This is a genomic window from Microtetraspora sp. AC03309, from assembly GCF_020826795.1.
Taxonomy (GTDB): domain Bacteria; phylum Actinomycetota; class Actinomycetes; order Streptosporangiales; family Streptosporangiaceae; genus Microtetraspora; species Microtetraspora glauca.
This window is the reverse complement of sequence record NZ_JADDIL010000021.1, coordinates 17764-40746: the sequence shown is the minus strand read 5'-3', so window position 1 is coordinate 40746 and position 22983 is coordinate 17764. Positions and strand designations below refer to the sequence as shown.

General features: G+C 68.2%; 21 protein-coding genes. 12 read left to right on the top strand and 9 right to left on the bottom strand.

All coding sequences use genetic code 11. The annotated features are described in order from the left end of the window. The first annotated feature begins 13 nt into the window (after positions 1 to 13). From IMZ11_RS14770 to trxA, 8 genes are all read left to right on the top strand, one after another. The gene (locus IMZ11_RS14770; RefSeq protein ID WP_228641709.1) at positions 14 to 550 is read left to right on the top strand and encodes an aminoacyl-tRNA deacylase; all 537 of its coding nucleotides are present in this window, start codon (positions 14 to 16) and stop codon (positions 548 to 550) included. 46 nt (positions 551 to 596) lie between these two features. Beyond that, positions 597 to 2789, top strand: a complete 2193-nt coding sequence (locus tag IMZ11_RS14765) for a DUF6049 family protein (protein WP_228641706.1) — start codon at positions 597 to 599, stop codon at positions 2787 to 2789. Between the two features lie 147 nt (positions 2790 to 2936). Then, a complete protein-coding gene (gene murJ / locus IMZ11_RS14760) occupies positions 2937 to 4541 on the top strand; it encodes a murein biosynthesis integral membrane protein MurJ (RefSeq protein ID WP_228641704.1) in 1605 nt (534 codons plus the stop codon). 169 nt (positions 4542 to 4710) lie between these two features. Further along, the gene (locus IMZ11_RS14755; RefSeq protein ID WP_228641702.1) at positions 4711 to 6198 is read left to right on the top strand and encodes a protein kinase family protein; all 1488 of its coding nucleotides are present in this window, start codon (positions 4711 to 4713) and stop codon (positions 6196 to 6198) included. An 8-nt stretch (positions 6199 to 6206) separates the two neighbouring features. Beyond that, a complete protein-coding gene (gene sigM / locus IMZ11_RS14750) occupies positions 6207 to 6851 on the top strand; it encodes an RNA polymerase sigma factor SigM (protein ID WP_082776921.1) in 645 nt (214 codons plus the stop codon). Next, complete coding sequence (locus IMZ11_RS14745; protein ID WP_228641700.1) at positions 6841 to 7728, top strand: anti-sigma factor; 888 nt, start codon at positions 6841 to 6843, stop codon at positions 7726 to 7728. Before sigM ends, IMZ11_RS14745 begins: the two co-directional genes overlap by 11 nt. 177 nt (positions 7729 to 7905) lie before the next feature. Beyond that, positions 7906 to 8838, top strand: coding sequence for a thioredoxin-disulfide reductase (gene trxB, locus IMZ11_RS14740; RefSeq protein ID WP_061256096.1), 933 nt, complete (start codon positions 7906 to 7908; stop codon positions 8836 to 8838). A 63-nt stretch (positions 8839 to 8901) separates the two neighbouring features. Continuing rightward, entirely contained in the window at positions 8902 to 9225 is a 324-nt protein-coding gene (trxA, locus tag IMZ11_RS14735) for a thioredoxin (protein ID WP_061256094.1), read from the top strand. A 218-nt stretch (positions 9226 to 9443) separates the two neighbouring features. Here trxA and IMZ11_RS14730 read toward each other — a convergent pair whose 3' ends face one another. Further along, positions 9444 to 10061, bottom strand: coding sequence for a GNAT family N-acetyltransferase (locus IMZ11_RS14730; protein ID WP_308066792.1), 618 nt, complete (start codon positions 10059 to 10061; stop codon positions 9444 to 9446). Between the two features lie 363 nt (positions 10062 to 10424). Here IMZ11_RS14730 and IMZ11_RS14725 point away from each other — a divergent pair, with 363 nt between their 5' ends. Next, on the top strand, positions 10425 to 11657 hold the full coding sequence (locus tag IMZ11_RS14725) for a PLP-dependent aminotransferase family protein (RefSeq protein ID WP_228641842.1): 1233 nt from the start codon (positions 10425 to 10427) through the stop codon (positions 11655 to 11657). Positions 11658 to 11726: 69 nt separating this feature from the next. Beyond that, on the top strand, positions 11727 to 12677 hold the full coding sequence (locus IMZ11_RS14720) for a D-alanine--D-alanine ligase (RefSeq protein ID WP_228641696.1): 951 nt from the start codon (positions 11727 to 11729) through the stop codon (positions 12675 to 12677). A gap of 1234 nt (positions 12678 to 13911) precedes the next feature. Here IMZ11_RS14720 and IMZ11_RS14715 read toward each other — a convergent pair. The 8 genes from IMZ11_RS14715 to rpmH all read right to left on the bottom strand — a co-directional run bounded on the left by IMZ11_RS14715 (position 13912) and on the right by rpmH (position 19268). Further along, positions 13912 to 14865: a ParB/RepB/Spo0J family partition protein gene (locus IMZ11_RS14715; RefSeq protein WP_228641694.1), complete on the bottom strand. Its 954-nt coding sequence runs from the start codon at positions 14863 to 14865 to the stop codon at positions 13912 to 13914. Positions 14866 to 14974: 109 nt separating this feature from the next. Beyond that, on the bottom strand, positions 14975 to 15748 hold the full coding sequence (locus tag IMZ11_RS14710; protein ID WP_061256084.1) for a ParA family protein: 774 nt from the start codon (positions 15746 to 15748) through the stop codon (positions 14975 to 14977). Positions 15749 to 16053: 305 nt separating this feature from the next. Next, positions 16054 to 16743 carry a 16S rRNA (guanine(527)-N(7))-methyltransferase RsmG gene (gene rsmG, locus IMZ11_RS14705; protein ID WP_228641693.1) on the bottom strand — a complete coding sequence of 230 codons (690 nt, stop codon included), beginning with the start codon at positions 16741 to 16743 and terminating at the stop codon, positions 16054 to 16056. Positions 16744 to 16905: 162 nt separating this feature from the next. Next, positions 16906 to 17400 carry a R3H domain-containing nucleic acid-binding protein gene (locus IMZ11_RS14700; protein ID WP_061256080.1) on the bottom strand — a complete coding sequence of 165 codons (495 nt, stop codon included), beginning with the start codon at positions 17398 to 17400 and terminating at the stop codon, positions 16906 to 16908. Between the two features lie 18 nt (positions 17401 to 17418). Further along, entirely contained in the window at positions 17419 to 18375 is a 957-nt protein-coding gene (gene yidC, locus IMZ11_RS14695; protein ID WP_228641691.1) for a membrane protein insertase YidC, read from the bottom strand. Positions 18376 to 18379: 4 nt separating this feature from the next. After that, positions 18380 to 18688 (bottom strand): membrane protein insertion efficiency factor YidD, encoded by a 309-nt coding sequence (gene yidD, locus IMZ11_RS14690; RefSeq protein ID WP_228641689.1) that lies wholly within the window; start codon positions 18686 to 18688, stop codon positions 18380 to 18382. Next, positions 18685 to 19062: a ribonuclease P protein component gene (rnpA, locus tag IMZ11_RS14685; protein ID WP_228641687.1), complete on the bottom strand. Its 378-nt coding sequence runs from the start codon at positions 19060 to 19062 to the stop codon at positions 18685 to 18687. Before rnpA ends, yidD begins: the two co-directional genes overlap by 4 nt. A gap of 68 nt (positions 19063 to 19130) precedes the next feature. Next, the gene (gene rpmH, locus IMZ11_RS14680; RefSeq protein WP_015772801.1) at positions 19131 to 19268 is read right to left on the bottom strand and encodes a 50S ribosomal protein L34; all 138 of its coding nucleotides are present in this window, start codon (positions 19266 to 19268) and stop codon (positions 19131 to 19133) included. A 498-nt stretch (positions 19269 to 19766) separates the two neighbouring features. Here rpmH and dnaA point away from each other — a divergent pair, with 498 nt between their 5' ends. Together dnaA and dnaN are read left to right on the top strand one after the other, a co-directional pair. Then, complete coding sequence (gene dnaA / locus IMZ11_RS14675) at positions 19767 to 21290, top strand: chromosomal replication initiator protein DnaA (RefSeq protein WP_228641685.1); 1524 nt, start codon at positions 19767 to 19769, stop codon at positions 21288 to 21290. A gap of 517 nt (positions 21291 to 21807) precedes the next feature. Beyond that, positions 21808 to 22947 carry a DNA polymerase III subunit beta gene (dnaN, locus tag IMZ11_RS14670; RefSeq protein WP_228641683.1) on the top strand — a complete coding sequence of 380 codons (1140 nt, stop codon included), beginning with the start codon at positions 21808 to 21810 and terminating at the stop codon, positions 22945 to 22947. Positions 22948 to 22983: the final 36 nt, after the last annotated feature.

The following is a 22983-nucleotide window of genomic DNA, read 5'->3' as shown; positions in this document are numbered from 1 at the left end:
AAGGAGCATTGAGATGAAGGACGCTCTCGCCATTCACCGCTGGCTCCTCGCCCACCAGATCCACCATGAGATCGTACGTCTTCCGCGTCCCTTGACATGCGCCGACGAGTTGCCGGAGGTCCTCGACGCCCCGGCCTCCCGGTGCGTCTGCGTCACGGTGTTCGAGGCCGTGACGCGCGGCGTGGCCGAGCCCGTGGCCGTGGTCGGCGCGGCCGGGACGGTCCCCGCGCCGTCCGCGGTGGCGGCCATACTCGGCGCCGACCGTGTTTCCACGGCGTCGGCCTTCGTGGTGAATTCGGTGACCGACTACGCCGCCGGGCTCGTCTGCCCGCTGCTGCTCCCCGACGGCCTGGCGGTCCTCGTCGACCAGCGACTCGCCGACGGCCCCCATCCTGAGGAGTCCGTCTACACCGCCACGGGCGAACGACGCACGGCACTGCGAATCCGTGCCGCGCGCCTCTTCTCGCTGGTGGCGGGCAAGCCCGCGGACCTGACAGTGCCCCGGCCACGCGGTTTGACGACCCTGGCAAGCCCAATGAGGACGGCTTAGGCCATACCATTCTGGGCGTGCGCCGATCCTCACACCTGGCCCGCACGTGATCCGTAAGGCCGCTCCGCTGATCCTGCTGACCGCCCTGCTCGCTCCGACGGGCATGGCCGGTACGGCTGTCGCGGGCACGGCGGCGACGAGTGCCGTGACGACCAAGGCGACGGCGGTCGATCCGCTGGTGATCGAGCAGATCAGCTCCGGAGTGCTACGGGACCAGGCCAGCCCAATAACGATCTCCGGTGTGGTCACGGGCACACCGTCGGCCTCCGTACGGGTCCGCATCCATTGGGGACAACCGTTCCGGTCGCGGGCGGAGATGGCGAGCTTCGCGACCGGCCAGGAGTACCCCACTCCCTCCTACAGCACGAAGGTCCAGGCCACGCCGCTCGACGGGGCCGGGAAACTGCGCTTCGAGTTCACCGTGGCCCCGCGCGATATCGGCATGACGCGCCAGGGCGTCTACCCCCTCGCCATCGAGGTCCAGGACGGCGTCAGCCTGCAGTCGATCGAGATCGAGCGCACGTTCCTGACGTACGTGCCGCCCGAGCAGCCGGTGCCCAAGGTGAAACTCGCCATGGCGATGCCGATCGTGGACCGTCCGCACCGGGCGAGCGACGACGACTTCATGGACGACGACCTGCGCGCGTCGGTCTCCACGGGCCGCCTCGCCTCCCTGCTCGACCTGGTGCAGAAGAGCGGGCGCACCGTCACCTGGTTCGTCGATCCCGCGCTGCTCGACGACGCCCGTCGTACGGCCACCGGGGAGTACACCGTCAAGACGGCGAGCGGCGGCGCGAAGAAGGCCGCCGACCCCGCCGCCCGCCGCTGGCTCGACGGCCTGCGCGCCGCGCTCACGAGCAGGCCCGTGGTGGCCACGCCGTACGCGGATCCGGACGTGACGGCGCTGGTGCACGCCGGACTGGACGCGCCCACCCAGGATGCGGTCAAGAAGGGCGCGGAGGTCGCCGGGGACGTCCTCGGCCGCGAGATCCCGACCTCGACGACGTGGCCGGTCGGCGGCGCGCTGGATCGCGACGGCCTCGACGAGCTGGCGACGGCGGGGGTACGCACGGTCCTGATGTCCGGGGCGACCCTGCCACCGGATCCGCAGATCGCCACGACGCCGGACGCGGCGACGACCGTCGACACGGTCTCCGGGTCGCTCACCGCGCTGCTCACCGACCCCACGCTCAGCGCGGCCCTCGACGCGGACACGTCCGTCCCCGGGGCCGCCCTGCTCGCGCGGCAGCGTTTCCTCGCCGAGACCGCGATGATCGCGTTCGAGCAGCCGCAGCCGGCGGGACAGGCCGGGCTCTCGCAGCAGGCGGGGGCGACCGGGCAGGCCGTCCAGCCGCAGCAGCAGTCCAGGACGGTGATCGCCGCGCCGTCCACGCGCCTGTGGAACCCCGATCCCGAGTTCGTGTCCGGGTTGATCAAGGCGGCGTCGTCGGCTCCCTGGCTGCAGCTGACCACGCTGAACTCGGTACGGCCCGGCAAGGTGCAGGTGCCGCGCTCCGACCTGGTGTACAGCGACCAGGATCGCGCGGCCGAGCTGACCCGCTCCTATCTGGGCGGTGTGAAGAAGCTCAGCCGCCAGGCGGAGATCGCCGAGACGGTGACCGCCGAGCAGCAGAAGCTGTTCGGTGACGCCATCCTCCGGCTCGCCTCCGCCTCCTGGCGTGGCGACGCGAAGCGGGCGGGCGGCTTCGTCAAGCAGGTGCGCGCGTCCATCGAGCAGCGGGTCGCCCTGGTGTCGGTCATCGACACGCCCCGGGCGCTCGCGGGCACCAACGGCCAGGTGCCGGTCAGCGTGGACAACTCGCTGCCCGACAGCGTCGCGATCAAGATCAGAGTGACGTCCGACGACAGGTCACGGCTGGGGATCGACGCGCCGGGAGGGGTCTACGAGACCGAGCGGCTCGACATCTTCAAGAACCGCAGCCAGTTGGTGAACGTCCCCGTGACCGTACACGGCAACGGCGGAGAGAGCACGATCGCCGTGCAGCTCCTGACCGCCGACGGCAAGCCGTACGGCAAGGAGGTCCACGTGACCGTCCGCGCCACCGGCTACACGGGCATCGCGCTGGTCATCGTCGGCGCCGCGCTCGCGATCATGCTGGCCGCCGTGGTCATGCGCATCCTGCGGCGCCGGTCCGGCAAGTCACCGCCTCCCGGTACGCCCGGGGCGGCCCGCGAGCAGAGCACCGTACCCGCCGAACACGGCGAGGGGCAGGCATGAGCGAGCGAACCAACAATCACAGAGCTTTCCGCACATCCCGGCCCGAGCCGTCAGGCGAGGGGCAGGCATGAGCGAGCGAAGCGAGCGAATCAATAAGCGCAGTGCTTTCGGCGCATGCCGACCCGAGCCGTCAGGCGAGGGGCAGGCATGAGTCGGATGTTGCGCGCGAGCGCGGTCATGATGGCCGGGACGATGGCGTCCCGGCTCACCGGCTTCCTGCGGACCGCGGTGATCGCCGCGGCCATCGGCACGTGGGCGCTGGGTGACGCCTACAACGCGGCCTACCAGATCCCGTACATCCTGTTCGACCTGCTCATCGGCGGCGTGCTGAGCAGCGTGATCGTGCCCATGATCGTGCGGGCGCAGAAGCGGGACGCCGACGCGGGCAAGGCGTTCGAGCAGCGGCTGATGACGCTGGCGATCCTCATTCTCTCCGTGATCGCCGTACTCGGCGTGCTGCTGGCCGGACCGATCATGCAGCTGTACACGGCGGACAACTGGACGCCGCGGAAGGTCGAGATCGCCACCACGCTGGCCATGCTGATCCTCCCGCAGATCGCCTTCTTCGGGATCGGCGCGCTGGCGGGCGCGATCCTCAACACCCGCGACAGGTTCGCCGCCCCGATGTGGGCGCCGGTGCTGAACAACATCGTCGTCATCGGGGTCGGCATCGCGTACATCGTCATCGGCGGCGCCTCGGCGAACATCGAGGAGGTGACCGACCGTGACCTGGTCCTGCTCGGCCTCGGGACCACGGCGGGCATCGTGGCCCAGGCGATCATCCTCATCATCGCCCTGCACCGGGCCGGGTTCCGGTTCCGGCCGCGCTTCGGGCTTCGTGACACCGGGCTCGGAGAGGCCGCGAAGACGGCGAGCTGGACGTTCGTCTACGTGGGCATCACCCAGCTCGGCTTCCTGGTGACGACCAAGCTCGCCACCGGCGCCGGCGAGCAGGCGCCGGGCATGGGCAACAGCGCCTACGCCTACGCCTTCCAGCTCTTCCAGCTCCCGTACGGGATCATCGCGGTGTCGGTGATCACGGCGATGCTGCCGCGGATGAGCCGGTACGTGGCCGACGGCGAGTTCGGCTCGGCGCGGGAGGAGTTCGGCTCGGCGGTGCGGCTCATCTCGTCGGTGATCGTGCCGGCCGGGATGCTGCTCATGGTGCTGGGCCCGGCGGTGACGACGCTGATCTTCTCCTGGGGCCGGATGACGGGGGGCAACGCCCTCTACATCGGCAACGTGCTGCAGGTCTTCGGTCTGGCCCTGGTGCCGTTCTCGATCTTCCAGCTGCTGCTGCGGGTGTTCTACAGCTTCGGGGACACCCGGACCCCCACGATCCTCGGCGGCGTGAACGTCCTGATCAACGCCGCCCTGAGCCTCGTCGCGTACTTCATGCTCCCGCCGCGCTACATCGTGATCGGCCTGGCGTTCTCCTTCATGATCGCCTATGTTCTGGGTAGCGGTGTCGCCTGGACGCTGGCCAGCCGGAAGGTCGGCGGGCTCGGCGGCCGGGACGTGTTCTCGGGGCTCTCCCAGATGTACACCGCGGCGATCCCGGCGGCGCTGATCGCGTTGCTCGCGCTGTGGCTCACCCGGCAGTTCGCCGACATCACCGCGCTCACCTCGGCGATCATGCTGGCCGCCGGAGGCGGGTTCGGCGTGGTGCTTTACCTCGCCACGGCGCACAAGATGCGGATACCGGAAGTCAGCTCCATCATTGGACTGGTGGCGGGGCGGGTAAGGCGCTAGTGTCCGCCTGCCCGTTCGAGGCGTCTCCCAACGGGAAGGCGGGCAGGACCGGCACGGCACTAGCATGGTGCGCCAGGAGTTCGACCGGCGAGCGGAAGCGAGAAGGCGTGGGCGGATCCACCCGGCATCGTCTGATGCGTGCCGGTCGGCTGCGGGGTAAGGCGGCCTGATGAGTATGTCCACGGTAGAACCGGGGTCTCGTCTGGCCGACCGGTTCCGCCTTGAGGACCGGGTCAGCGAGTCCAATGGCGTGACGCTCTGGAAGGCCATCGACGAGATCCTCGCCCGCCCGGTCGCGGTGCACACCTTCTCCCCCGAGTTCGACCGGGTCGAGGAGGTCGTGACCGCCGCCCGCGCGGCGAGCCGTCTCACCGACCCCCGTCTGACCCAGGTGTTCGACGCCGCCGACGAGGACGGCACCGCGTACGTCGTCAGCGAGTGGGTGAGCGGCGACTCGCTCGCCGACCTGATCTCGACCGGGGGGCTGGAGCCCGAGCGCGGCGCCGCCCTGGTGGCCGAGGCCGCCGAGGCGCTGACGCACGCGCACGAGGCCGGGCTGACCCATCTGCAGCTCACTCCCGCCCGCCTGGTGTGGACCTCCAGCGGCACGGTCAAGCTGCTCGGCTGCGCAGTGGACGCCGCGATCGTCGGCCTGTCCAGCGACGACCCCGCGAAAGACGACGCCGAGGGCCTCGGCCGCTTGCTGTACGCCGCGCTGACCGGTCACTGGCCGAGTGACGAGGACACCGGGCTTCCCTCCGCGCCCACGGACGACGGCAGGCTGTGCACCCCGCGCCAGGTCACCGCGGGCGTGCCGGGCTATCTGGACACCATCACCTGCCGGACGCTCCTGCCTGAGAGCAGGCGCGGGCTGACGCCGCTGACGACCCCGTCCGAGGTCTCGGACGCGTTGTCCGAGGTGCCCCGGCCCTCCCCGGTTCCGGTGTCCGCGGTTCCTCCCGCGGTGCTGCACTCAGAGGGTCCGGACACGATGGCTTCGCGGCCGCCCCTGCCGCCCACGCTGCCGAACCCCACGCCGCCGCATCGCCCGTCGTCGGGAACGCTCAGCCGGGCCCTGGTCACCGTGCTGGTGCTCATGATCATGCTCGCGGTGGGGATCGGCGCCTGGACGGTGGGCAGGAGCCTGGGCAACAACCCGGTCGCCACTCCCACGACGTCTCCGTCGCCGACGGCCATCCCCAAGCCGGTGGCCATCAAGCCGGTCAGCGCCGCGGGGTTCGACCCCCTCGGCGACGATCTCGAGGAGAACCCCCAGTTCGCGCCGTACGCCATCGACAACAAGCCGTCGACCGAGTGGCACACGACGAACTACAACAGCGCGGAGTTCGGCCGGTTGAAGGAGGGCGTCGGGCTCATCCTCGACATGAACGGCCCGGTCCAGATCTCCGACGTCGTCGTCTCGCTGGCCAACACCCCCGGCGCGTCGGTCCAGCTCAAGGTCGGGAACGCCGCCGATCTCAGCGTGCTGAAGACCGTGGCCGAGAGCAAGGACGCCTCCGGCACGGTGACCCTCACGCCCGGCAAGCCGGTGACCGGTCAGTACGTTTTGATCTGGTTCACCCGGCTTCCGCCACATGAGGGTAGGTATCGTGGCACCATCTATGACGTAATAGTGCATTCCCCTGGATCGGCATAGCAGGCCTTGTGAATCCCCCACCTGAGAACTTCCCTCCGGCTGAGCACGCCGCCCGGTCGGCGGTGAGCGATGCCGACCTTCTGAGCCGCCATATCGGCGGCGATCCCCACGCGTTCAGCGAGATCGTCAAGCGCCATCGAGACCGCATGTGGGCCGTCGCCCTGCGGACCCTCGGCGACCCCGACGAGGCGGCCGACGCCGTACAGGACGCGTTCGTCTCCGCCTATCGCAAGGCGGAGAGCTTCCGCGGCGAGGCCGCGGTCACGACCTGGCTGCACCGCATCGTGGTGAACGCCTGTCTCGACAGGATGCGCCGCAAGTCGGTACGGCCCGTGGCCGACGACGAGCTGATCGAGGCCGCCGAGCGTGACACGCCGATGCCCGACCAGGCCGGCGAGCGCGAGGTCTCGATGGACGTCTCCGCCGCGCTCAAGGTGCTGCCCGCGGACCAGCGGGCGGCCCTGGTCCTGGTCGACATGATGGGCTATTCGGTGGAGGACGCGGCAGGTGTGCTCGGCGTCCCCGCTGGGACGGTGAAGAGTCGATGCGCACGCGGACGCGCCAAACTTGCCCCCATTCTTTCGCATTTGCGGAACCGATCGGACAGAACTCGCGTCTCATCCGCGAAGGGAGCAGAACTTCGTGACGGGTGATACGCACTACGACCTGGAGATCCTGGCCGAACTGGCCGAAGGTCTCCTCGACGACGCCACGGCCCGGCGGGTCCGCGAGCATCTCGCGATCTGCGATCCCTGCGGGGAGAGCCTTGCCGACCTGGCGGCGGTTCGAGAGGTGCTGGCAGCGGTCCCGGTGCCGGCGATGCCGTTGGGCGTCGCCATGCGCATCGATCGCGCGCTGGCCGCCGAATCGTCCCGTGATCTCGGCGACGGCGGGCTCCGCGTCGTGGAGACCCCCGACTGGGGCCGGATCATGCGGGACGCCCCTTGGGAGACGGCTCCGCAGGAGGAGACCGCGCCCGCGGTACCCGCCGCGGCCACTCTCGGCGTCGTCGCGGACGACGGCACGATCGTGCCCGTCGTCACCAAGAAGCGGCGGCGTCTCTGGGCGATGCCGGCCGTGGCCGCCGCCGCGGCAGCAGTCGTCATCGGAGGCACCGGGGTGGCCACCACCGTCCTGTCCGCCCAGAGCGGCGGGTCGACGCCGTACGTGGCGAGCCAGGCGGATCCGAGCAGCGACCCGACGGCGAGCGAGCTGAAGGCGACGGCCTACACCGTGTCCGCGAGCGGATACAACTACACCAACCGCGAGCTGAGTGGCTCACTGCTCGGCTACTTCGGCGCCGGCCCGGCGTCGGGTACCGCCGACGACGAGTCGCTCGACAAATGCGTCAGGCGGTTCTCCAACCAGCTCGACCGCAAGCCCATCGGGGTCGACAAGGCGCTCTACAACGGCAACGAGGCCACGATCATGGCCTTCTGGGAGGACAAGAACATCAACGCGGTCCGCGTGGTGGTCGTCGACTCCTCCTGCAAGAGCCTGCGCCCCGAGAGCCTGGCCTCCTGGAACTGACGCGTACGGCACCGCCGTGCTGACAACTTCCGGACAGCCCCTCGCTTCCACGCGGGGGGCTGTTCCCGTTCTCGGGTGGATGGGGTGAAACCGGAGCGGCGGTGGCGGGTGGCGGGAATCCCGGACGCCTAGGATCTGTTGACGCGACTGGCATTACCCGGATCGAAAGGCAGACCGTTGAGCGACGTCCGTAACGTGATCATCATCGGGTCGGGGCCCGCCGGCTACACGGCGGCCGTCTACTCGGCCCGCGCGGAACTGAACCCCCTGGTGTTCGAGGGGTCGGTGACCGCGGGCGGCGCCCTCATGAACACCACCGACGTGGAGAACTTCCCCGGATTCCCCGACGGCATCATGGGACCCGATCTCATGGACAACATGCGCAAGCAGGCCGAGCGGTTCGGGGCCGAGCTGGTCGCCGACGACGTGATCGAAGTCGACCTGAACGCCACCCCCAAGGTCGTCAAGACCCACACCGGCACCTTCTACGCGAAGTCCGTCATCCTCGCGACCGGATCGGGCTACCGGGAGCTGGGCCTGGAGAACGAGAAGCGCCTGTCCGGCCACGGCGTCTCCTGGTGCGCCACCTGTGACGGCTTCTTCTTCCGCGGCCAGGACATCGTCGTGGTCGGCGGCGGAGACACCGCGATGGAGGAGGCCATCTTCCTCACCCGGTTCGCCTCGTCGGTGACCGTCGTGCACCGCCGCGACGAGCTGCGCGCCAGCAAGATCATGCAGGATCGGGCGTTCGCCAACGAGAAGATCCGCTTCATCTGGGACAGCGAGGTCGTGGACGTCCTCGGCGAGAACAAGATCACCGGTGTGCTGATCCGCAACCGCAAGACCGGCGAGGAGACCGAACTCGCCGTCGGCGGCCTGTTCGTCGCGATCGGCCACGACCCGCGCACCGAGCTGGTCAAGGGCCAGGTGAACCTGGACGCCGACGGGTACATCCAGGTCGAGGCGCCGAGCACCCGCACCAACATCGACGGCGTCTTCGCCGCGGGCGACGTCGTGGACCACACCTACCGCCAGGCGATCACCGCCGCCGGCACGGGCTGCGCCGCCTCCATCGACGCGGAGCGCTGGCTCGCCCACCACAACAGCTGACCTGGGAATGCGGGGCCCGGCTCCGCGGTTGAACCCTCCACACCGAGCAAGGGGAGAGATACATTGGGCGCCATCAAGAGCGTGACCGACGCCACCTTCGAAGCCGACGTCCTCAAGAGCGACAAGCCCGTCCTCGTCGACTTCTGGGCGGAGTGGTGCGGTCCGTGCCGCCAGGTCGCGCCGATCCTTGAGGAGATCGCGACCGAGAACGCGGACCGGCTCGCCATCGTCAAGCTCAACATCGACGAGAATCCCGTCACTCCTCGGGACTACGGCGTACTCCAGATCCCGACGCTGAACGTCTACAAGGGTGGAGAGGTCGTGAAGCAGATCATCGGCGCCAAGCCGAAGGCGATGCTGCTTCGCGAGCTCGAGGGCATCATCTGACGATCTGCCCCCTGCGGCGCGAGCCGTACCACCGCCTTCCGGCGGCACCCACCCACACCGAAGCCCCCTCGCCGTCCGCGGCGCAGGGGGCTTCCACATGGTCCGGCATCCGTCGGGTCCACGAGCGACCGGAGGGCATCGACACCTCGATCGCGCTGAGAAGGCGTCACGTCTCTCGCGGAACGAGGTCGGTGGCGCCCGAAGGCGCTGAGACGGCCTCAGACCGGTCGAAGCGCCCGCTCCGGACTCATCGACCCGAGCAACCTCTCCAGGGCCACCTCGACGTCCTCGCGCCAGGAGACGGCGGTCTTCAACTCCAGCCGGAGCCTCGGGAATCGGAGGTGCGGGCGCACCGTCTTGAACCCGACGGACAGCAGATACTCGGCGGGGACCAGACAGCCCGGCTGCTCCCACTTCAGATCGCCGAACGCCTCGATGGCCCGGACCCCGCGCCGGGTGAGGTCCTTGGCGACGCCCTGCACCAGCATCCGGCCGAGCCCGCCACCCGAGAACTCGGGGATGATGTGCGCCGTCATCAGCAGCACGGCGTCCGAACTGACCGGCGACGTCGGGAAGGCGACCGAGCGCGGCACGTAGAGCGGCGGCGCGTACAGCACGAAGCCCGCGGCCACACCGTCCACATACGCGATCTTCCCGCAGCTCCCCCACTCCAGGAGGGTCGCGGAGATCCACGCTTCCTTCTCCAGCCCGGGATCACCGGCCTGCACGGCACGCTCACCGCTCATGGGGTCGAGTTCCCAGAAGACACAGCGCCTGCATCGCCGCGGCAAATCGTCGAGGTTGTCCAGAGTGACGTTGGCCAGCCGACGCGACACGTGTTGCCCCAATCCCCGAGAGGAGTACATGAGCCCCCGAAGACACCGTCGCATGTGCGGAAAACCACACGACCACCGCGTCTCCCGCTGGCATCGTAACTCAGCGACCCGGCCTGGTCCCCGTACTGTCGGCCCCTTGCGGTACGTCCGCGCGTCGAAGGCGGCCACCAGGTCCGGGATCGCTACGCGTCACCGGGAAGCGGCCCGGCGACGATCGAGCAGCCACACTGCCGTAGTCTGGTTTCTCGGCTATGTGAACGGAGGTGGACCGTGACGCACGAGCTCGATCACGGTCGGACGACCGCGCCCCACGGGTCGCGAATTGACGCCTATGTCGATCGGTACGCCGCACGAGCTACCGGGATGGTCGCCTCCGAGGTCCGAGCTCTCTTCGCCGTCGCGTCGAGGCCCGAGGTGGTCTCGCTCGCCGGCGGCATGCCGTACGTCACGGCTCTCCCCCTCGACGTGGTCGGCGAACTGGTCGCCGATCTGGTCGCCCGACGCGGCCCGGTCGCACTCCAGTACGGCTCCGGCCAGGGCGACCCCGATCTGCGCGAGCAGATCTGCGAGGTCATGCGCATGGAGGGGATCGAGGCCGGGGCGGACGACGTCGTCGTCACCGTCGGCTCCCAGCAGGCTCTCGACCTGATCACCCGGATCTTCATCGATCCCGGCGACGTGGTGCTCGCCGAAGGGCCCTCCTACGTCGGGGCGCTCGGCACCTTCAGCGCCTACCAGGCCAAGGTCGTGCACGTCGCGATGGACGACCAGGGACTCATCCCCGAGTCGCTGGCGCAGACCATCTACGCGCTGCACACCGCCGGCAAGCGCGTCAAGTTCCTCTACACCATCCCGACCTTCCAGAACCCCGCGGGTGTGACCCTCAACGAGGTCCGCCGCAGGCAGGTCCTGGAGATCTGCCAGCGGGCTGGTGTCCTGGTCGTCGAGGACAATCCGTACGGGCTGCTCGGGTTCGACGGCGAGCCGCTGCGCGCGCTGCGGGCCGACGATCCCGATGGCGTGGTCTATCTCGGCTCGTTCTCCAAGACCCTCGCTCCGGGCTTCCGGGTGGGATGGGCGCTCGCCCCGCACGCGGTCCGCGAGAAGCTGGTGCTCGCCATGGAGTCGGCGGTGCTGTCCCATTCGACCTTCACCCAGCTCGCCGTGGGGCAGTACCTCGCCACCCAGCCGTGGCGCGAGCAGATCAAATCGTTCCGCGAGCTGTACCGCGAGCGGCGCAACGCCCTTCTCGGCGCGCTCGAGGTGCTGATGCCCGCCGGTTGCTCATGGACCCGCCCCGCCGGCGGGTTCTTCGTCTGGATGACGCTCCCCGAGGGGCTCAACTCCAAGGCGATCCTTCCGCGCGCGGTGGCCGAGCGGGTCGCGTTCGTTCCCGGGACCGGCTTCTACGCCGACGGCGGCGGCAAGCAGCACATGCGGCTGTCCTACTGCTATCCCGAGCCCGACCGCATCCGTGAGGGCGTGCGCCGGCTGGCCGGCGTGATCGAGCAGGAGCTGCAGCTCCGCGACACCTTCGGCACCGGCTCCGCCCCGGAGCACCCCGGAGTCGACACGCCGGGTCCGGACCTCGCCTGAGATTCCGGTACGGCTAGCCTGTTCGGGCTGGCCGTACCGGAATCCTGAAGTGAGAAAGGCCCTCTCCCTATGAGTGACTTGGCGCATGTGCTGGTGTTGGCGGGGGGCCTTTCCTATGAGCGAGAAGTCTCCATCCGCTCCGGCCGCCGGGTCAGCGAGGTGCTTCGCGCGGCCGGGGTGGTCGTCGAGACCCGCGACACCGACTCCACGCTGGTCCCCGCAGTGCTCGCCGACCCGCCGGACGCCGTCTTCGTGACGCTGCACGGCGGAGCCGGTGAGGACGGAGCGATCCGTTCCGTGCTGGAACTGCTCGGCGTGCCGTACGTCGGTGCCACTCCCGACGCCTGTCGGGTCGCCTACGACAAGCCGACGGCCAAGGCCGTCGTCCGATCCTGGGGGCTGAACACGCCCGACTCGGTCTCCCTCCCCAAGGAGACCTTCCACGATCTGGGCGCGACGGCAGTTCTGGCGCGCATCGTGGACCGGCTCGGGCTGCCGCTCTTCGTGAAGCCCTCACGCGGAGGTTCCGCTCTGGGCGCCTCCATCGTTCGCTCGGCCGCGGAACTGCCCGCCGCGATGGTGGGCTGCTTCGCCTACGGCGACACCGTGCTGATCGAGAAGTACATCGCCGGAGTGGAGGTGGCCGTCTCCGTCGTGGACCTCGGCGACGGGCCGGTCGCCCTGCCGCCGGTCGAAATCGTCCCCGACGGAGGCGTCTACGACTACGCCGCACGCTACACGGCGGGGCACACCGAGTTCTTCGCTCCCGCTCGCCTGTCGCCGGAGGACACCGAAGCATGCGCCGCGATGGCGGTGACCGCCCACGCCGCACTCGGCCTCAGGGACGTCTCCCGTACCGACCTCATCGTCGACGAGAGCGGTCGCCCCTACTTCCTTGAGGTGAACGTCGCTCCCGGCATGACCGAGACCTCACTACTGCCGATGGCGGCCGAGGCTGCCGGCCGGGATCTCGGCGCCCTCTGCAAGGGACTCCTCGAACTGGCCGCCCGCCGCGGCTGACCACCGCACACGTTGCCACCATGAGGGATCGGCCACCACGGCCGGTCCCTCACGTGTTTCACGTGAAACGGACCCACAATCCGCGCGCCGCCACCTGGAATCCAGTCGCCTCGGCCCCTCCATCGCTGCCTCGGTGAGCCCACCACGTAGCCCCCCATCTGTCTTCCTCCCCCACCGTCCAACGTGTCCCGCCGGTTACGAGCCAGCCCCATCACGCCCCCGGGTTCCTCCGGCACCGCCCCTACATCGACCAGCCCGATAGGTCGCCGAGCCCACGCCGCCGCCCTTCACCTCATTCCCCAATAGCCGAGTGTCCGGCTCTAACTCGCCACGCGAAAACACCCCGGCGGCCAGCATGCGCCCGGCGGCATCGCCCACGACCTCACCGACCGCGTTGGTGTGGGAGCGCCTACCGCTCACGGCATACAGGGGCGGTGAACAGCGGCTGGCATCGGACTCAGGCGCCAGCGGGAAGGCCAGCAAGTCAAGTCCAGATCAACGGTAAGAAAGCGCGCGCCATGGAAAGCCGGCGTCACTGACATCGGGACCCGACAAAGAGCGCAGCGAGGGGCGGCACGACGAAGGCGGCACGACGAAGGCGGCACGACGAAGGCGGCACGACGAAGGCGGCACGACGAAGGCGGCACGACGAAGGCGGCACGACGAAGGCGGCACGACGAAGGCGGCACGACGAAGGCGGCACGTGAGTGCAGCGGGAGAAATCGCATGGTTGAAGGAGGACGGCTTCATAAGGCTTGAGCCGGGAGTGGATGGAGGTAGCGCGCATGCGCATTACGGGCTGGCGCGGAGGTGCGGCGGGAAAGTTCGGCGCGGAGGCGGGGGTTTGTGGAGGCCGGCGTAAGACCGTGCCAGCAACCACCGCGCCCGCGATGGCCGCGAGAGCGGCATCACCAGAGGCCCGCTATCACGGCCGGCCGGAGCAAGCCCCCGTCGCCGTGCCTACGGACACCAACCACCGCGACTCGCCCCACAGTGCAGCGCCCACGGGCGCCAGTCCCCGCGCTGCACCCAACCTAACTAGCCGCCCCAACCGACCGCCCTGTCGAGTCCTCAACCGCAGGCGCAGCCGACTTCGCCACCGACTTCGCCGCTGATTGTCCGGCTAACCTTCCCAACCGGTCTTCCCCGCCGATTCCCCCGCCGACCCCGCCGAACCTCACGCCGATCTTCACGCGGTGTTTCACGTGAAACACGACGGGTCACAAGATCGGAGCTATTCCTCGCCGTCGCCCATGACGGATACAGCGTCCGGCGCCATGGTGCCGATGATCCGCTCCAGATCATCGATCGTGGAAAACTCGACGACGATCCGACCCTTCCGACTCCCCAGGTCCACTTTCACCTTGGTATCGAAATGGTCGGAGAGCCGTTCCGCCAATTCCGTCAGTGCGGGCGCGGTCGGCTTCTTCGCCCGAGGCTTACGAGGAGCGGGGCCGGCCGTGGCCTCGCCCAAAGCGACGATCTCTTCCACCGTACGAACCGAGAGTCCCTCCGCGACGATCCGGCTCGCCAGGCGCTCCTGTGCCGCGGGATCCTCCAGCGGCAACAATGCCCGAGCGTGCCCGGCGCTGATCGTCCCGGCCGCCAGGCGCAGCTGGACGTTCGGGGCCAGGTTCAGCAGTCGGAGCGTGTTCGTGATGTGCGAGCGAGATCGACCGATCTTCTTCGCCAGAACCTCGTGCGTGGCCCCGAAGTCATCGAGTAGCTGCCGGTAAGCGGCGCCTTCCTCCAGCGCGTTCAGCTGCTCACGCTGAAGGTTCTCGATCAGTGCCTCGCGAAGCATCTCGTCGTCCTGAGTGCTGCGCACGATCGCGGGGATCTGCTCCAAGCCCGCGAGCTTCGACGCCCGCCACCGCCGCTCCCCCATCACGAGCTCGAAACGTCCCTCGCCGAGAGCGCGTACGACGATCGGCTGGAGCAGGCCCACCTCCTTGATGGAGTCGGCCAGCTCGTCCAGGCGATCCTCGTCGAACACGTCACGCGGCTGGCGCGGGTTGGGCACGATCGCCTCAAGGGGGATCTCCTGGAAGTATGCGCCCTCGACAGGCCGCAACCCGGAATCCGCAGGCTCCGCCGATGGACCGGTCGCGATCGTCGGCTCGACGATCGGCCCGGTGGGAATCAGTGCCCCAAGGCCCTTGCCCAGTCCCCGACGCTGCTGAGACAACGCTGCTCCTTAACACCGCACGAAAGACAGTGCCCAGCGATCCAGAGTCGCCGGGCACTCCACCACGAGAGGTTACCGCTGTACGGGCTCGTTAAGTGCCCGCAACCCGCTACGCCTCCGCAACCGCCGCGCCTCGGTAGGCCATCTCGCGGGCGGCTTCCTTGTACGCCAGGGCACCACTCGATCCGGGGTCGTACGTCATGACCGACTGGCTGTAGCTGGGCGCCTCGGAGACACGGACGCTTCGCGGAATGACCGCGTTCAGCACCGTGTCACCGAAGTGTGACCGCACCTCTTCCGCCACCTGCGACGCGAGCCGGGTCCGGCCGTCGTACATCGTCAGCAGGATCGTCGAGACGTTCAGATCCTGGTTCAGGTGAACCCGCACCAGCTCGACGTTCTGCAACAGCTGGGTGAGTCCCTCCAGCGCGTAGTACTCACACTGGATGGGGATCAGCACTTCCTGCGCCGCCGCCATCGCGTTGACCGTGAGGAGGCCGAGCGAGGGCGGGCAGTCGATCAGGATGTAGTCCAGCTCCATGGAGTCGAAGGCGTTCAAGGCGCGCTTCAGCCGGGTCTCCCGCCCGACCATCGGCACCAGCTCGATCTCCGCGCCGGCGAGATCCAGCGTCGCGGGCGCGCAGTACAGGTTCGGCATCTCCGGAACCGGTTTCACGATGGACGCCAACGGGAGATCGTCCACCAGGACCTGATAAACAGACGGAACACCCGACCGGTGCTCCGTCGCCAACGCCGTCGAGGCGTTGCCCTGCGGGTCAAGGTCCACCACAAGAACGCGCTGCCCGTGCATCGACAGTGCCGCGGCCAGATTGACGGTGGTCGTGGTCTTTCCGACGCCGCCCTTCTGGTTCGCCACTGTCATAACGCGGCACTTCGGGGGGCGGGGCCACTCCCCTTCGTTCCGTGTCGAGTATCCAATCGAAGGCGCAGCCGCAGGAGCGGCCGTGGCTGTTTCACGTGAAACCACAGAGCTCAGTGCCTCTCGTACCAGCGGCGAATCGCCGGAAATAAGGGGGGTCTGGGACACGGTCGTCGCCCTTTCGCTCTGCGAAACAGAGATAAAAGGCCAGCCGACCCCGGACGGCCGACCTACCGACGCGATCTCCAAGGGTACGGCGATGTGATTCTCCGGCCAACCCAGGCCCGCTTCCGCACCCGGCAAGACCTTCACCTCTTTCGTCGGTGCCGCGCGCCCTTTCCACTCTGCTGGGGAGTCCGGCCCGCGACGACGCGAACGAGAGTGGTGGGCGGCTCGACCTTACCGTGCCCCACCGTAACAAGCTCGGCGGTACGCGCTCCGTACGCCTTGAGTTGCGGCCCGGCGGCCTCAAGTTCCTCCGCCGCGCGCTCTCCCTTCATGGCGAGAAGCTCGCCACCCTCTTCAAGCAGCGGCATGGACCATGCGAGTAGACGGTCAAGTGGAGCCACCGCACGCGCGGTCGCGACGTCGAACAGCCGCTTGCGCGCCAGTTCCTCAGCCCTGCCGCGCAGCACCTCGACGTTGCCCAACTCCAGCACCATCACGCACTCCTCCAGGAACGTGGTCCGGCGCAACAGCGGTTCGAGCAAAGTCACCGTGATGTCGGGGCGGACGATCGCCAGGACCAGACCGGGCAGCCCGGCACCGGAACCGATGTCCACCAGTCGGGTGCCCTCTGGGATGGCCTCCTCGACGACCGCACAGTTGAGAAGATGGCGGTCCCAGATCCGGGGAACCTCGCGTGGCCCGATCAGTCCGCGTACCACTCCGGGGCCCGCGAGCAGTTCCGCGAACGCCTCGGCCCTGCCCAACGCCTCACTGGTGAACACCTCGCGCGCCACCGCGGGCGCTTCGGGCAGCTCGTTGCTTTCCGTCATCACTCACTCATCTATGGATGCTCTCGGGGTAAGGGTAGCCGCCCCGCTCCGGCCGAGCCTGCGACGCATTCCCGCGCGCTCCCGCGAGGCTCGCTTCGCCCGCGGGTACGGAAAAGGCCGCCGACCCTCGGAGGATCGGCGGCCTTCGATGCGAAAGCGCGACTACGCGGGAAGTACGACGACGAAACGCCGGGGCTCCTCGCCCTCGGACTCGCTACGCAGACCGGCCGCGGCGACGGCGTCGTGCACAATCTTCCGCTCGAACGGCGTCATCGCTTGCAGCGCCTTGGGCTCTCCGCTCCGCTTCACATCGTCGGCGGCGGCAGAGCCGATCTTCGTCAGCTCGGCCCTGCGGCGCTCCCGATAGCCGCCGACGTCGAGCATGAGCCGGGACCGCTCCCCCGTCTGGCGGTGCACCGCGAGCCGGGTGAGCTCCTGGAGCGCCTCCAGCACCTCGCCTCCGGGGCCGACGAGATCGCTTCCCTTGATGCCGACGACCGACACCACCGCACGGTCGCCTTCGACGTCCATGTCGATATCACCGTCAATGTCGGCGATGTCCAACAGGCCCTCGACGTAGTCGGCCGCGATCTCGCCTTCCTGTTCCAGGGCGGCGATGTCGGGAGCAGGCTTGACGCTCTCCTCGGCTTCGGTCACGTCCGGTCTCTCCTTCTGCTACGACTTCTTGCTGCCGGTCCGCTTGCTACGTGACTGCCGGGACGGCTGCTGACGGACGATCTTAGGCTCCGGCGGAGCGGCAGGCTCCGCCGGGGTGTTGACCTTCTGCTTGCCGAGCAGCTTCCCGAAGACTCCGTTGGACGGCGGCGGCGTCGTCACGTTGCCTTTCTCGTCGACGACCGGCATGGGGTGCCGGCTGTAGAACCAGTGCTGCTGGCTGAGCGTCCAGATGTTCGTGGTGACCCAGTAGAGGATCAGACCGAGCTGGAAGTTGAGGCTGAAGACGGCGAACAGCGGCGAGATGTACATCAGGATCTTCTGCTGCTGCGCCATCGGGTTGTCGGGCATCTGCTGCATCGACCGGGTCACGCTCTGGCGGACCGTGAGGAAGGTGGTGAGCGAGCTGATGGCCACGAAGCAGGCCAGGACGATCTTCGTGATGACCGGGTCGGCGCCCAGCGCCTGGATGTCCGCGCTGCTGGTGAAGAACGTGGCGGGAAGCGGCGCCATGATGACGTGCGCGTGACGCGCACTGTCCACCAGCTCCTGGGTCATGCCGAACTTGGCCTGATCCTCGGCGATCGCCCGGAGCACGGTGAACATGGAGATGAAGATCGGGAACTGCGCCACGATCGGCAGACAGCCACCGAGGGGGTTGGCGCCCGCTTCCTGGTAGACGCGCATGACCTCCTGGTTCATGCGCTGCTTGTCGTTCTTGTAGCGCTTGCGCAGCTCCTGCACCTTGGGAGCGAGCTCCTGCATCTTCCTCGACGAGCGCATCTGCTTGAGGAAGAGAGGGAAGATCAGCAGACGCATCAGCACGGTCAACGTGATGATGGTCAGCGCCCAGGTCAGCCCGCTGTCAGGGGAGAGAAAGGTGCTGTAGCCCGCGTGGATGTGGGTGATGACCCACGCCACTGCCGTATACAGCCAGTTGAGGAATGACAGCTCCACCGAGCTAGCTCCCTTGCGTTGTGTCGTGAGACCGGACTCGGGGTGGGGGCACCGGGTCGAAACCTCCGGGGTGGAACGGGTGGCAACGCCCGATACGCCTGATGGTCAGCCACGAACCGCGCACCGCTCCGTGTACGGCGATGGCCTCCAGTCCATAGGCGCTGCAGGACGGTTCGAACCGGCATCGCGGCCCGAGTGCCGGGCTAATGAACGCCCGGTAGAACCTGATCGGGCCAAGCAACACACGGGCGGCCAGTGTGGGCCGCGCACCGGGGGTGGCCGGCCTCTCGGGGCTCGACTGCTCGACTGTCATGACCGTCCATCCGTCAGGGTCCGCGGGGCGGACCCCCACCGCCGGAGTAAACGATCGAGCGCGATGTCGAGTTCGGCGGCCAGGTGCTCGCTTCGCGCGGACGCGGCAGCTGGGTTGGCGCGTACCACAAGCAGGCTACCTCGCGGAAGCCGGTCGAGTCGGGTCCGCATCAGGTGTCTGAGCCTGCGCTTCACCCGGTTTCTGGTCACAGCGTCACCGATGGCCTTGCTCACGACGAAACCCACCGACGGCGGCCCCTCACCTTCGCCCACGTTCATATGGGCGACCAGGGTGGGGCGACCGGCGCGTTGTCCACGCCGGATCGCGTCGGCGAACTCGTCACCGCGTCGCATGCGGGACGCGGACGGCAGCACCGGAACTTCCTCGAACTACGACTATCGCCCGCCGACACGTGGACGGCGGGCGATGACGGCTTCGCTCGTCAGACGGTCAGCTCGGCGCGGCCCTTGCGGCGACGGGCGGCCAGGATGGCGCGGCCGGCACGCGTGCGCATGCGCAGCCGGAAGCCGTGGGTCTTCGCGCGGCGACGGTTGTTCGGCTGGTAAGTACGCTTGCTCACGAGTGGACTCCAGGCTTCAGATACGCCCGCAGAGAGGCCGCGGACGCGCAACATTCCAAGGATACGGCTCGCCAGATGCGTGGACATGCGAAATAGCCGTCGCGTGACCAGCCGACCTCCACACGTTAGGCGGCAATGGTGCCACAGGTCAAACCAGACCGTGATCAGGGGCCGCTCCCACTCCTATGACCCTCCCCTATGAAAGGGGTTTTTCTCCTGGTGCGGACATCGCCCACGCGAGGCGCCCATGGCTACCAGTAGGCTGTGGACAACGTCTTGAACCCAGGTCGCGCACACCACTACTGTCAACCCTCCGGACCCTCCTCCATCGAACGTGGATGCGCCCGGGACCTGTGCGTGGGTTGTGCATAACGTGTGGATCCTCTGTGGATCACGTATCGGGGGCTGGTACCGCCGGGGAGCCCCCGGCCGGGACCGGCGTGGAAAAACGGATCGCGGCGAATATGCGGGGGCCGCGCAAGGGAGGAGTGCCGGACCATGGAGGCCGACGACCTCAACGAGGTGTGGGCTCGCGCTCTGGGGACCCTTCTCGATGAGGGCGTTTCAGGACAACAGCGGGCGTTCCTCCAGATGACCGAGCCGTCCGGGCTCATCAACGACACCATCCTCCTCGCCGCCCCGAACGATTTCGCCAAGGAAGTCATCGAAGTACGGCTTCGCCCCCTCATCGCGCACGCTCTTTCCCAGGAGTTCGGCCGTCCCGTTCGCATCGCGGTGATGGTCGATCCCCGCGAGAGCACGGGGGACACGCGCACACACGACACCTTCTCCCCAGGGCCGTCCTTTCCCCAGGCCGGGCCGGGACCGCAGGTTCGCCCGGCCGCCGCACCACCGCCGCCCAGTGACTATCCACAGGCGCACCCGCAGCACGACGCCGTCCTGCCTCCTGAGCCGATGGACCAGGCCGTTCCCGAGCCCGCGCAGAACAGGTGGGAGACCCGCGGCAGCCGTACGTCCGGCGAGCCCGCGCGGCTGAACGCGAAGTACACCTTCGAGACCTTCGTCATCGGCGCGAGCAACCGTTTCGCCCACGCCGCCGCGGTCGCGGTCGCCGAGGCGCCGGCCAAGGCGTACAACCCGCTGTTCATCTACGGCGACTCCGGGCTGGGCAAGACCCACCTGCTGCACGCGATCGGCCATTACGCGCAGAGCCTGTACGACGGCGCGCGAGTCCGATACGTGAGCTCCGAGGAGTTCACCAACGACTTCATCAACTCCATCCGCGACCACAAAGCGGACGGGTTCCGTGCCCGTTACCGCGCGGTCGACATCCTGCTTGTGGACGACATCCAGTTCCTTGAGGGCAAGGAGCAGACGCAGGAGGAGTTCTTCCACACCTTCAACACGCTCCACAACGCCAGCAAACAGATCGTCATCTCCAGTGACCGCGCTCCCAAGCAGCTGGTCACCCTGGAAGACCGGCTGCGCAACCGCTTCGAGTGGGGACTGATCACTGACGTCCAGCCGCCCGAACTGGAGACGAGGATCGCGATCCTTCGCAAGAAGGCGATCCAGGAAGGTCTGGCCGCCCCGCCCGACGTGCTGGAGTACATCGCCAGCCGGATCGCGACCAACATCCGTGAGCTGGAGGGCGCGCTCATCCGGGTGACCGCGTTCGCCAGCCTCAACCGCCAGTCTGTGGACATCAAGCTGACCGAGATCGTCCTCAAGGACCTGATCAGCGAGGACTCCACGCCCGAGATCACCATCTCGCTCATCATGTCGACGACCGCCGAGTACTTCGGCGTCTCTCTTGACGACGTCTGCGGCAGCTCGCGCTCGCGCGCCCTCGTGACGGCCCGGCAGATCGCCATGTACCTCGCCCGCGAGCTCACCGACCTGTCGCTACCCAAGATCGGCCAGCAGTTCGGCGGCCGCGACCACACGACCGTCATGCACGCCGAACGCAAGATCAGGTCCCTCATGGCCGAGCGCCGGTCGATGTACAACCAGGTCAACGAGCTGACCACGCGGATCAAGCAGCGCGCACGCAACGCTTGATACACAGGCTGTGGATATCTCTGTGGATCGGCGTGCTCTGACGCCCGTCCACTCCTTCGAATAACCCCGTCGCCAGGGGGAAAATCGCGCCCACATGCTGGGGACAAGTGTGTGGACAACCTGGGGATGACCCGTGGATACCTTGGGGACGCCCTGTGCGTAGTGGAAAGATGTCCACCTGAGGAGGTCATTTACCCCGTGGATAACCGGTGGAAACCTCGTGGATAACCAGTGGACAGAGACCCCCTCTCCTGGGGACGTCCTGTGGGAAAAGGACGGTCATCCCCAGGCGGGCCCCGTTCATCCACCGGTCCTCCACACCCGGCAGTGGATGAATAATGGGCTCTGACCTGCGGAGGGGTCTGATTTCCACAGTATCCACCGCCCCTATGACGATGACGTTTAGCTCTCTCTACTAAGAACTCAAGAGCCATAGAGGGTTCTCGAGGCCCCAAGGTGCGGGAGAGTGAAGACTTGCGACAATGCACAAGCAGCGATACCCAGGAGGCTGATCCACGTGATGTTCCGGATCGACCGCGACGCACTCGCCGAGGCCGTCGCGTGGACGGCACGCAGCCTTCCGGCGCGGCCGTCCGTGCCGGTGCTGGCGGGCATGCGCCTAGAGGTCACCGACGACCAGCAATTGAAGCTCTCGGGCTTCGACTACGAAGTCTCGGCGGAGGTGACGCTCGAGCCGCAGACCGGTGAGGCCGGTGTGGTCCTCGTCTCCGGCAAGCTCCTCGCCGAGATCACCCGAGCGCTTCCCGCACAGCCTGTGGATTTCGTGGTCGAGGGAGCCAAGGCGGTCGTCACGTGCGGCAGCGCGCGGTTCACCCTGTTGACGATGCCCGTCGAGGACTACCCCTCGCTGCCCGCCATGCCCCCGGCGGCCGGGCGGATCGGCAGTGACGTGTTCGCCGGAGCCGTCGGCCAGGTCGCCGTGGCCGCGGGCAAGGACGACACCCTCCCGATGCTCACCGGCGTCCGCATGGAGATCGAGGGCGACACGGTGACGCTCGCCGCCACCGACCGCTACCGCCTCGCCGTACGCGAGCTGAAGTGGCACCCCGAGCAGCCGGACTTCCGGGCGATCGCGATGGTGCCCGGCCGTACCCTCGCGGACACCGCCAAGGCGCTGGGCGCCACCGGTGCCGAGGTCGAGATCGCGCTCAGCTCGGTCGGAGGCACGGGCGAGGGCATGATCGGGTTCTCCAGCGCCGGCAGGCGGACCACCACGCGGCTGCTCGACCCCGAGTTCCCGAAGTACCGCTCGCTGCTGCCCACCGAGTTCTCGGCGCGGGCCGACTTGTCCACAGCCTCGTTCGTCGAGGCGGTCAAGCGCGTCGCCCTGGTCGCCGAACGCAACACGCCGGTACGGCTGGCCTTCCGCGGCGACGAGGTCGTCCTCGAGGCGGGCAGCGGCGATGAGGCGCAGGCGGTCGAGGTCCTGCCGGTCGAGTTCGACGGTGACGAGATCAACATCGCGTTCAACCACCAGTTCCTGCTGGAGGGCCTCGGCGCGATCGACTCCGACGTCGCCCGTCTTCAGTTCACCACGTCGACGAAGCCCGCCATCCTCACCGGTGGCAAGCCTGTGGACGAAGGCACCACCCCGGACTACCGCTACCTGATCATGCCAATCCGTCTGTCGAGCTGATCCGGGGGCGTACGATCTCCCGGGCGTGGAGGTCGT

Bases quoted from the DNA above. Each gene is read 5' to 3' on its own strand.
- IMZ11_RS14770 (WP_228641709.1), top strand. From the start codon at position 14: ATGAAGGACGCTCTCGCCATTCACCGCTGGCTCCTCGCCCACCAGATC.
- murJ (WP_228641704.1), top strand. From the start codon at position 2,937: ATGAGTCGGATGTTGCGCGCGAGCGCGGTCATGATGGCCGGGACGATG.
- IMZ11_RS14755 (WP_228641702.1), top strand. From the start codon at position 4,711: ATGAGTATGTCCACGGTAGAACCGGGGTCTCGTCTGGCCGACCGGTTC.
- IMZ11_RS14725 (WP_228641842.1), top strand. From the start codon at position 10,425: ATGGTCGCCTCCGAGGTCCGAGCTCTCTTCGCCGTCGCGTCGAGGCCC.
- IMZ11_RS14720 (WP_228641696.1), top strand. From the start codon at position 11,727: ATGAGTGACTTGGCGCATGTGCTGGTGTTGGCGGGGGGCCTTTCCTAT.
- IMZ11_RS14710 (WP_061256084.1), bottom strand. From the start codon at position 15,748: ATGACAGTGGCGAACCAGAAGGGCGGCGTCGGAAAGACCACGACCACC.
- rsmG (WP_228641693.1), bottom strand. From the start codon at position 16,743: ATGACGGAAAGCAACGAGCTGCCCGAAGCGCCCGCGGTGGCGCGCGAG.
- yidD (WP_228641689.1), bottom strand. From the start codon at position 18,688: ATGACAGTCGAGCAGTCGAGCCCCGAGAGGCCGGCCACCCCCGGTGCG.
- dnaA (WP_228641685.1), top strand. From the start codon at position 19,767: ATGGAGGCCGACGACCTCAACGAGGTGTGGGCTCGCGCTCTGGGGACC.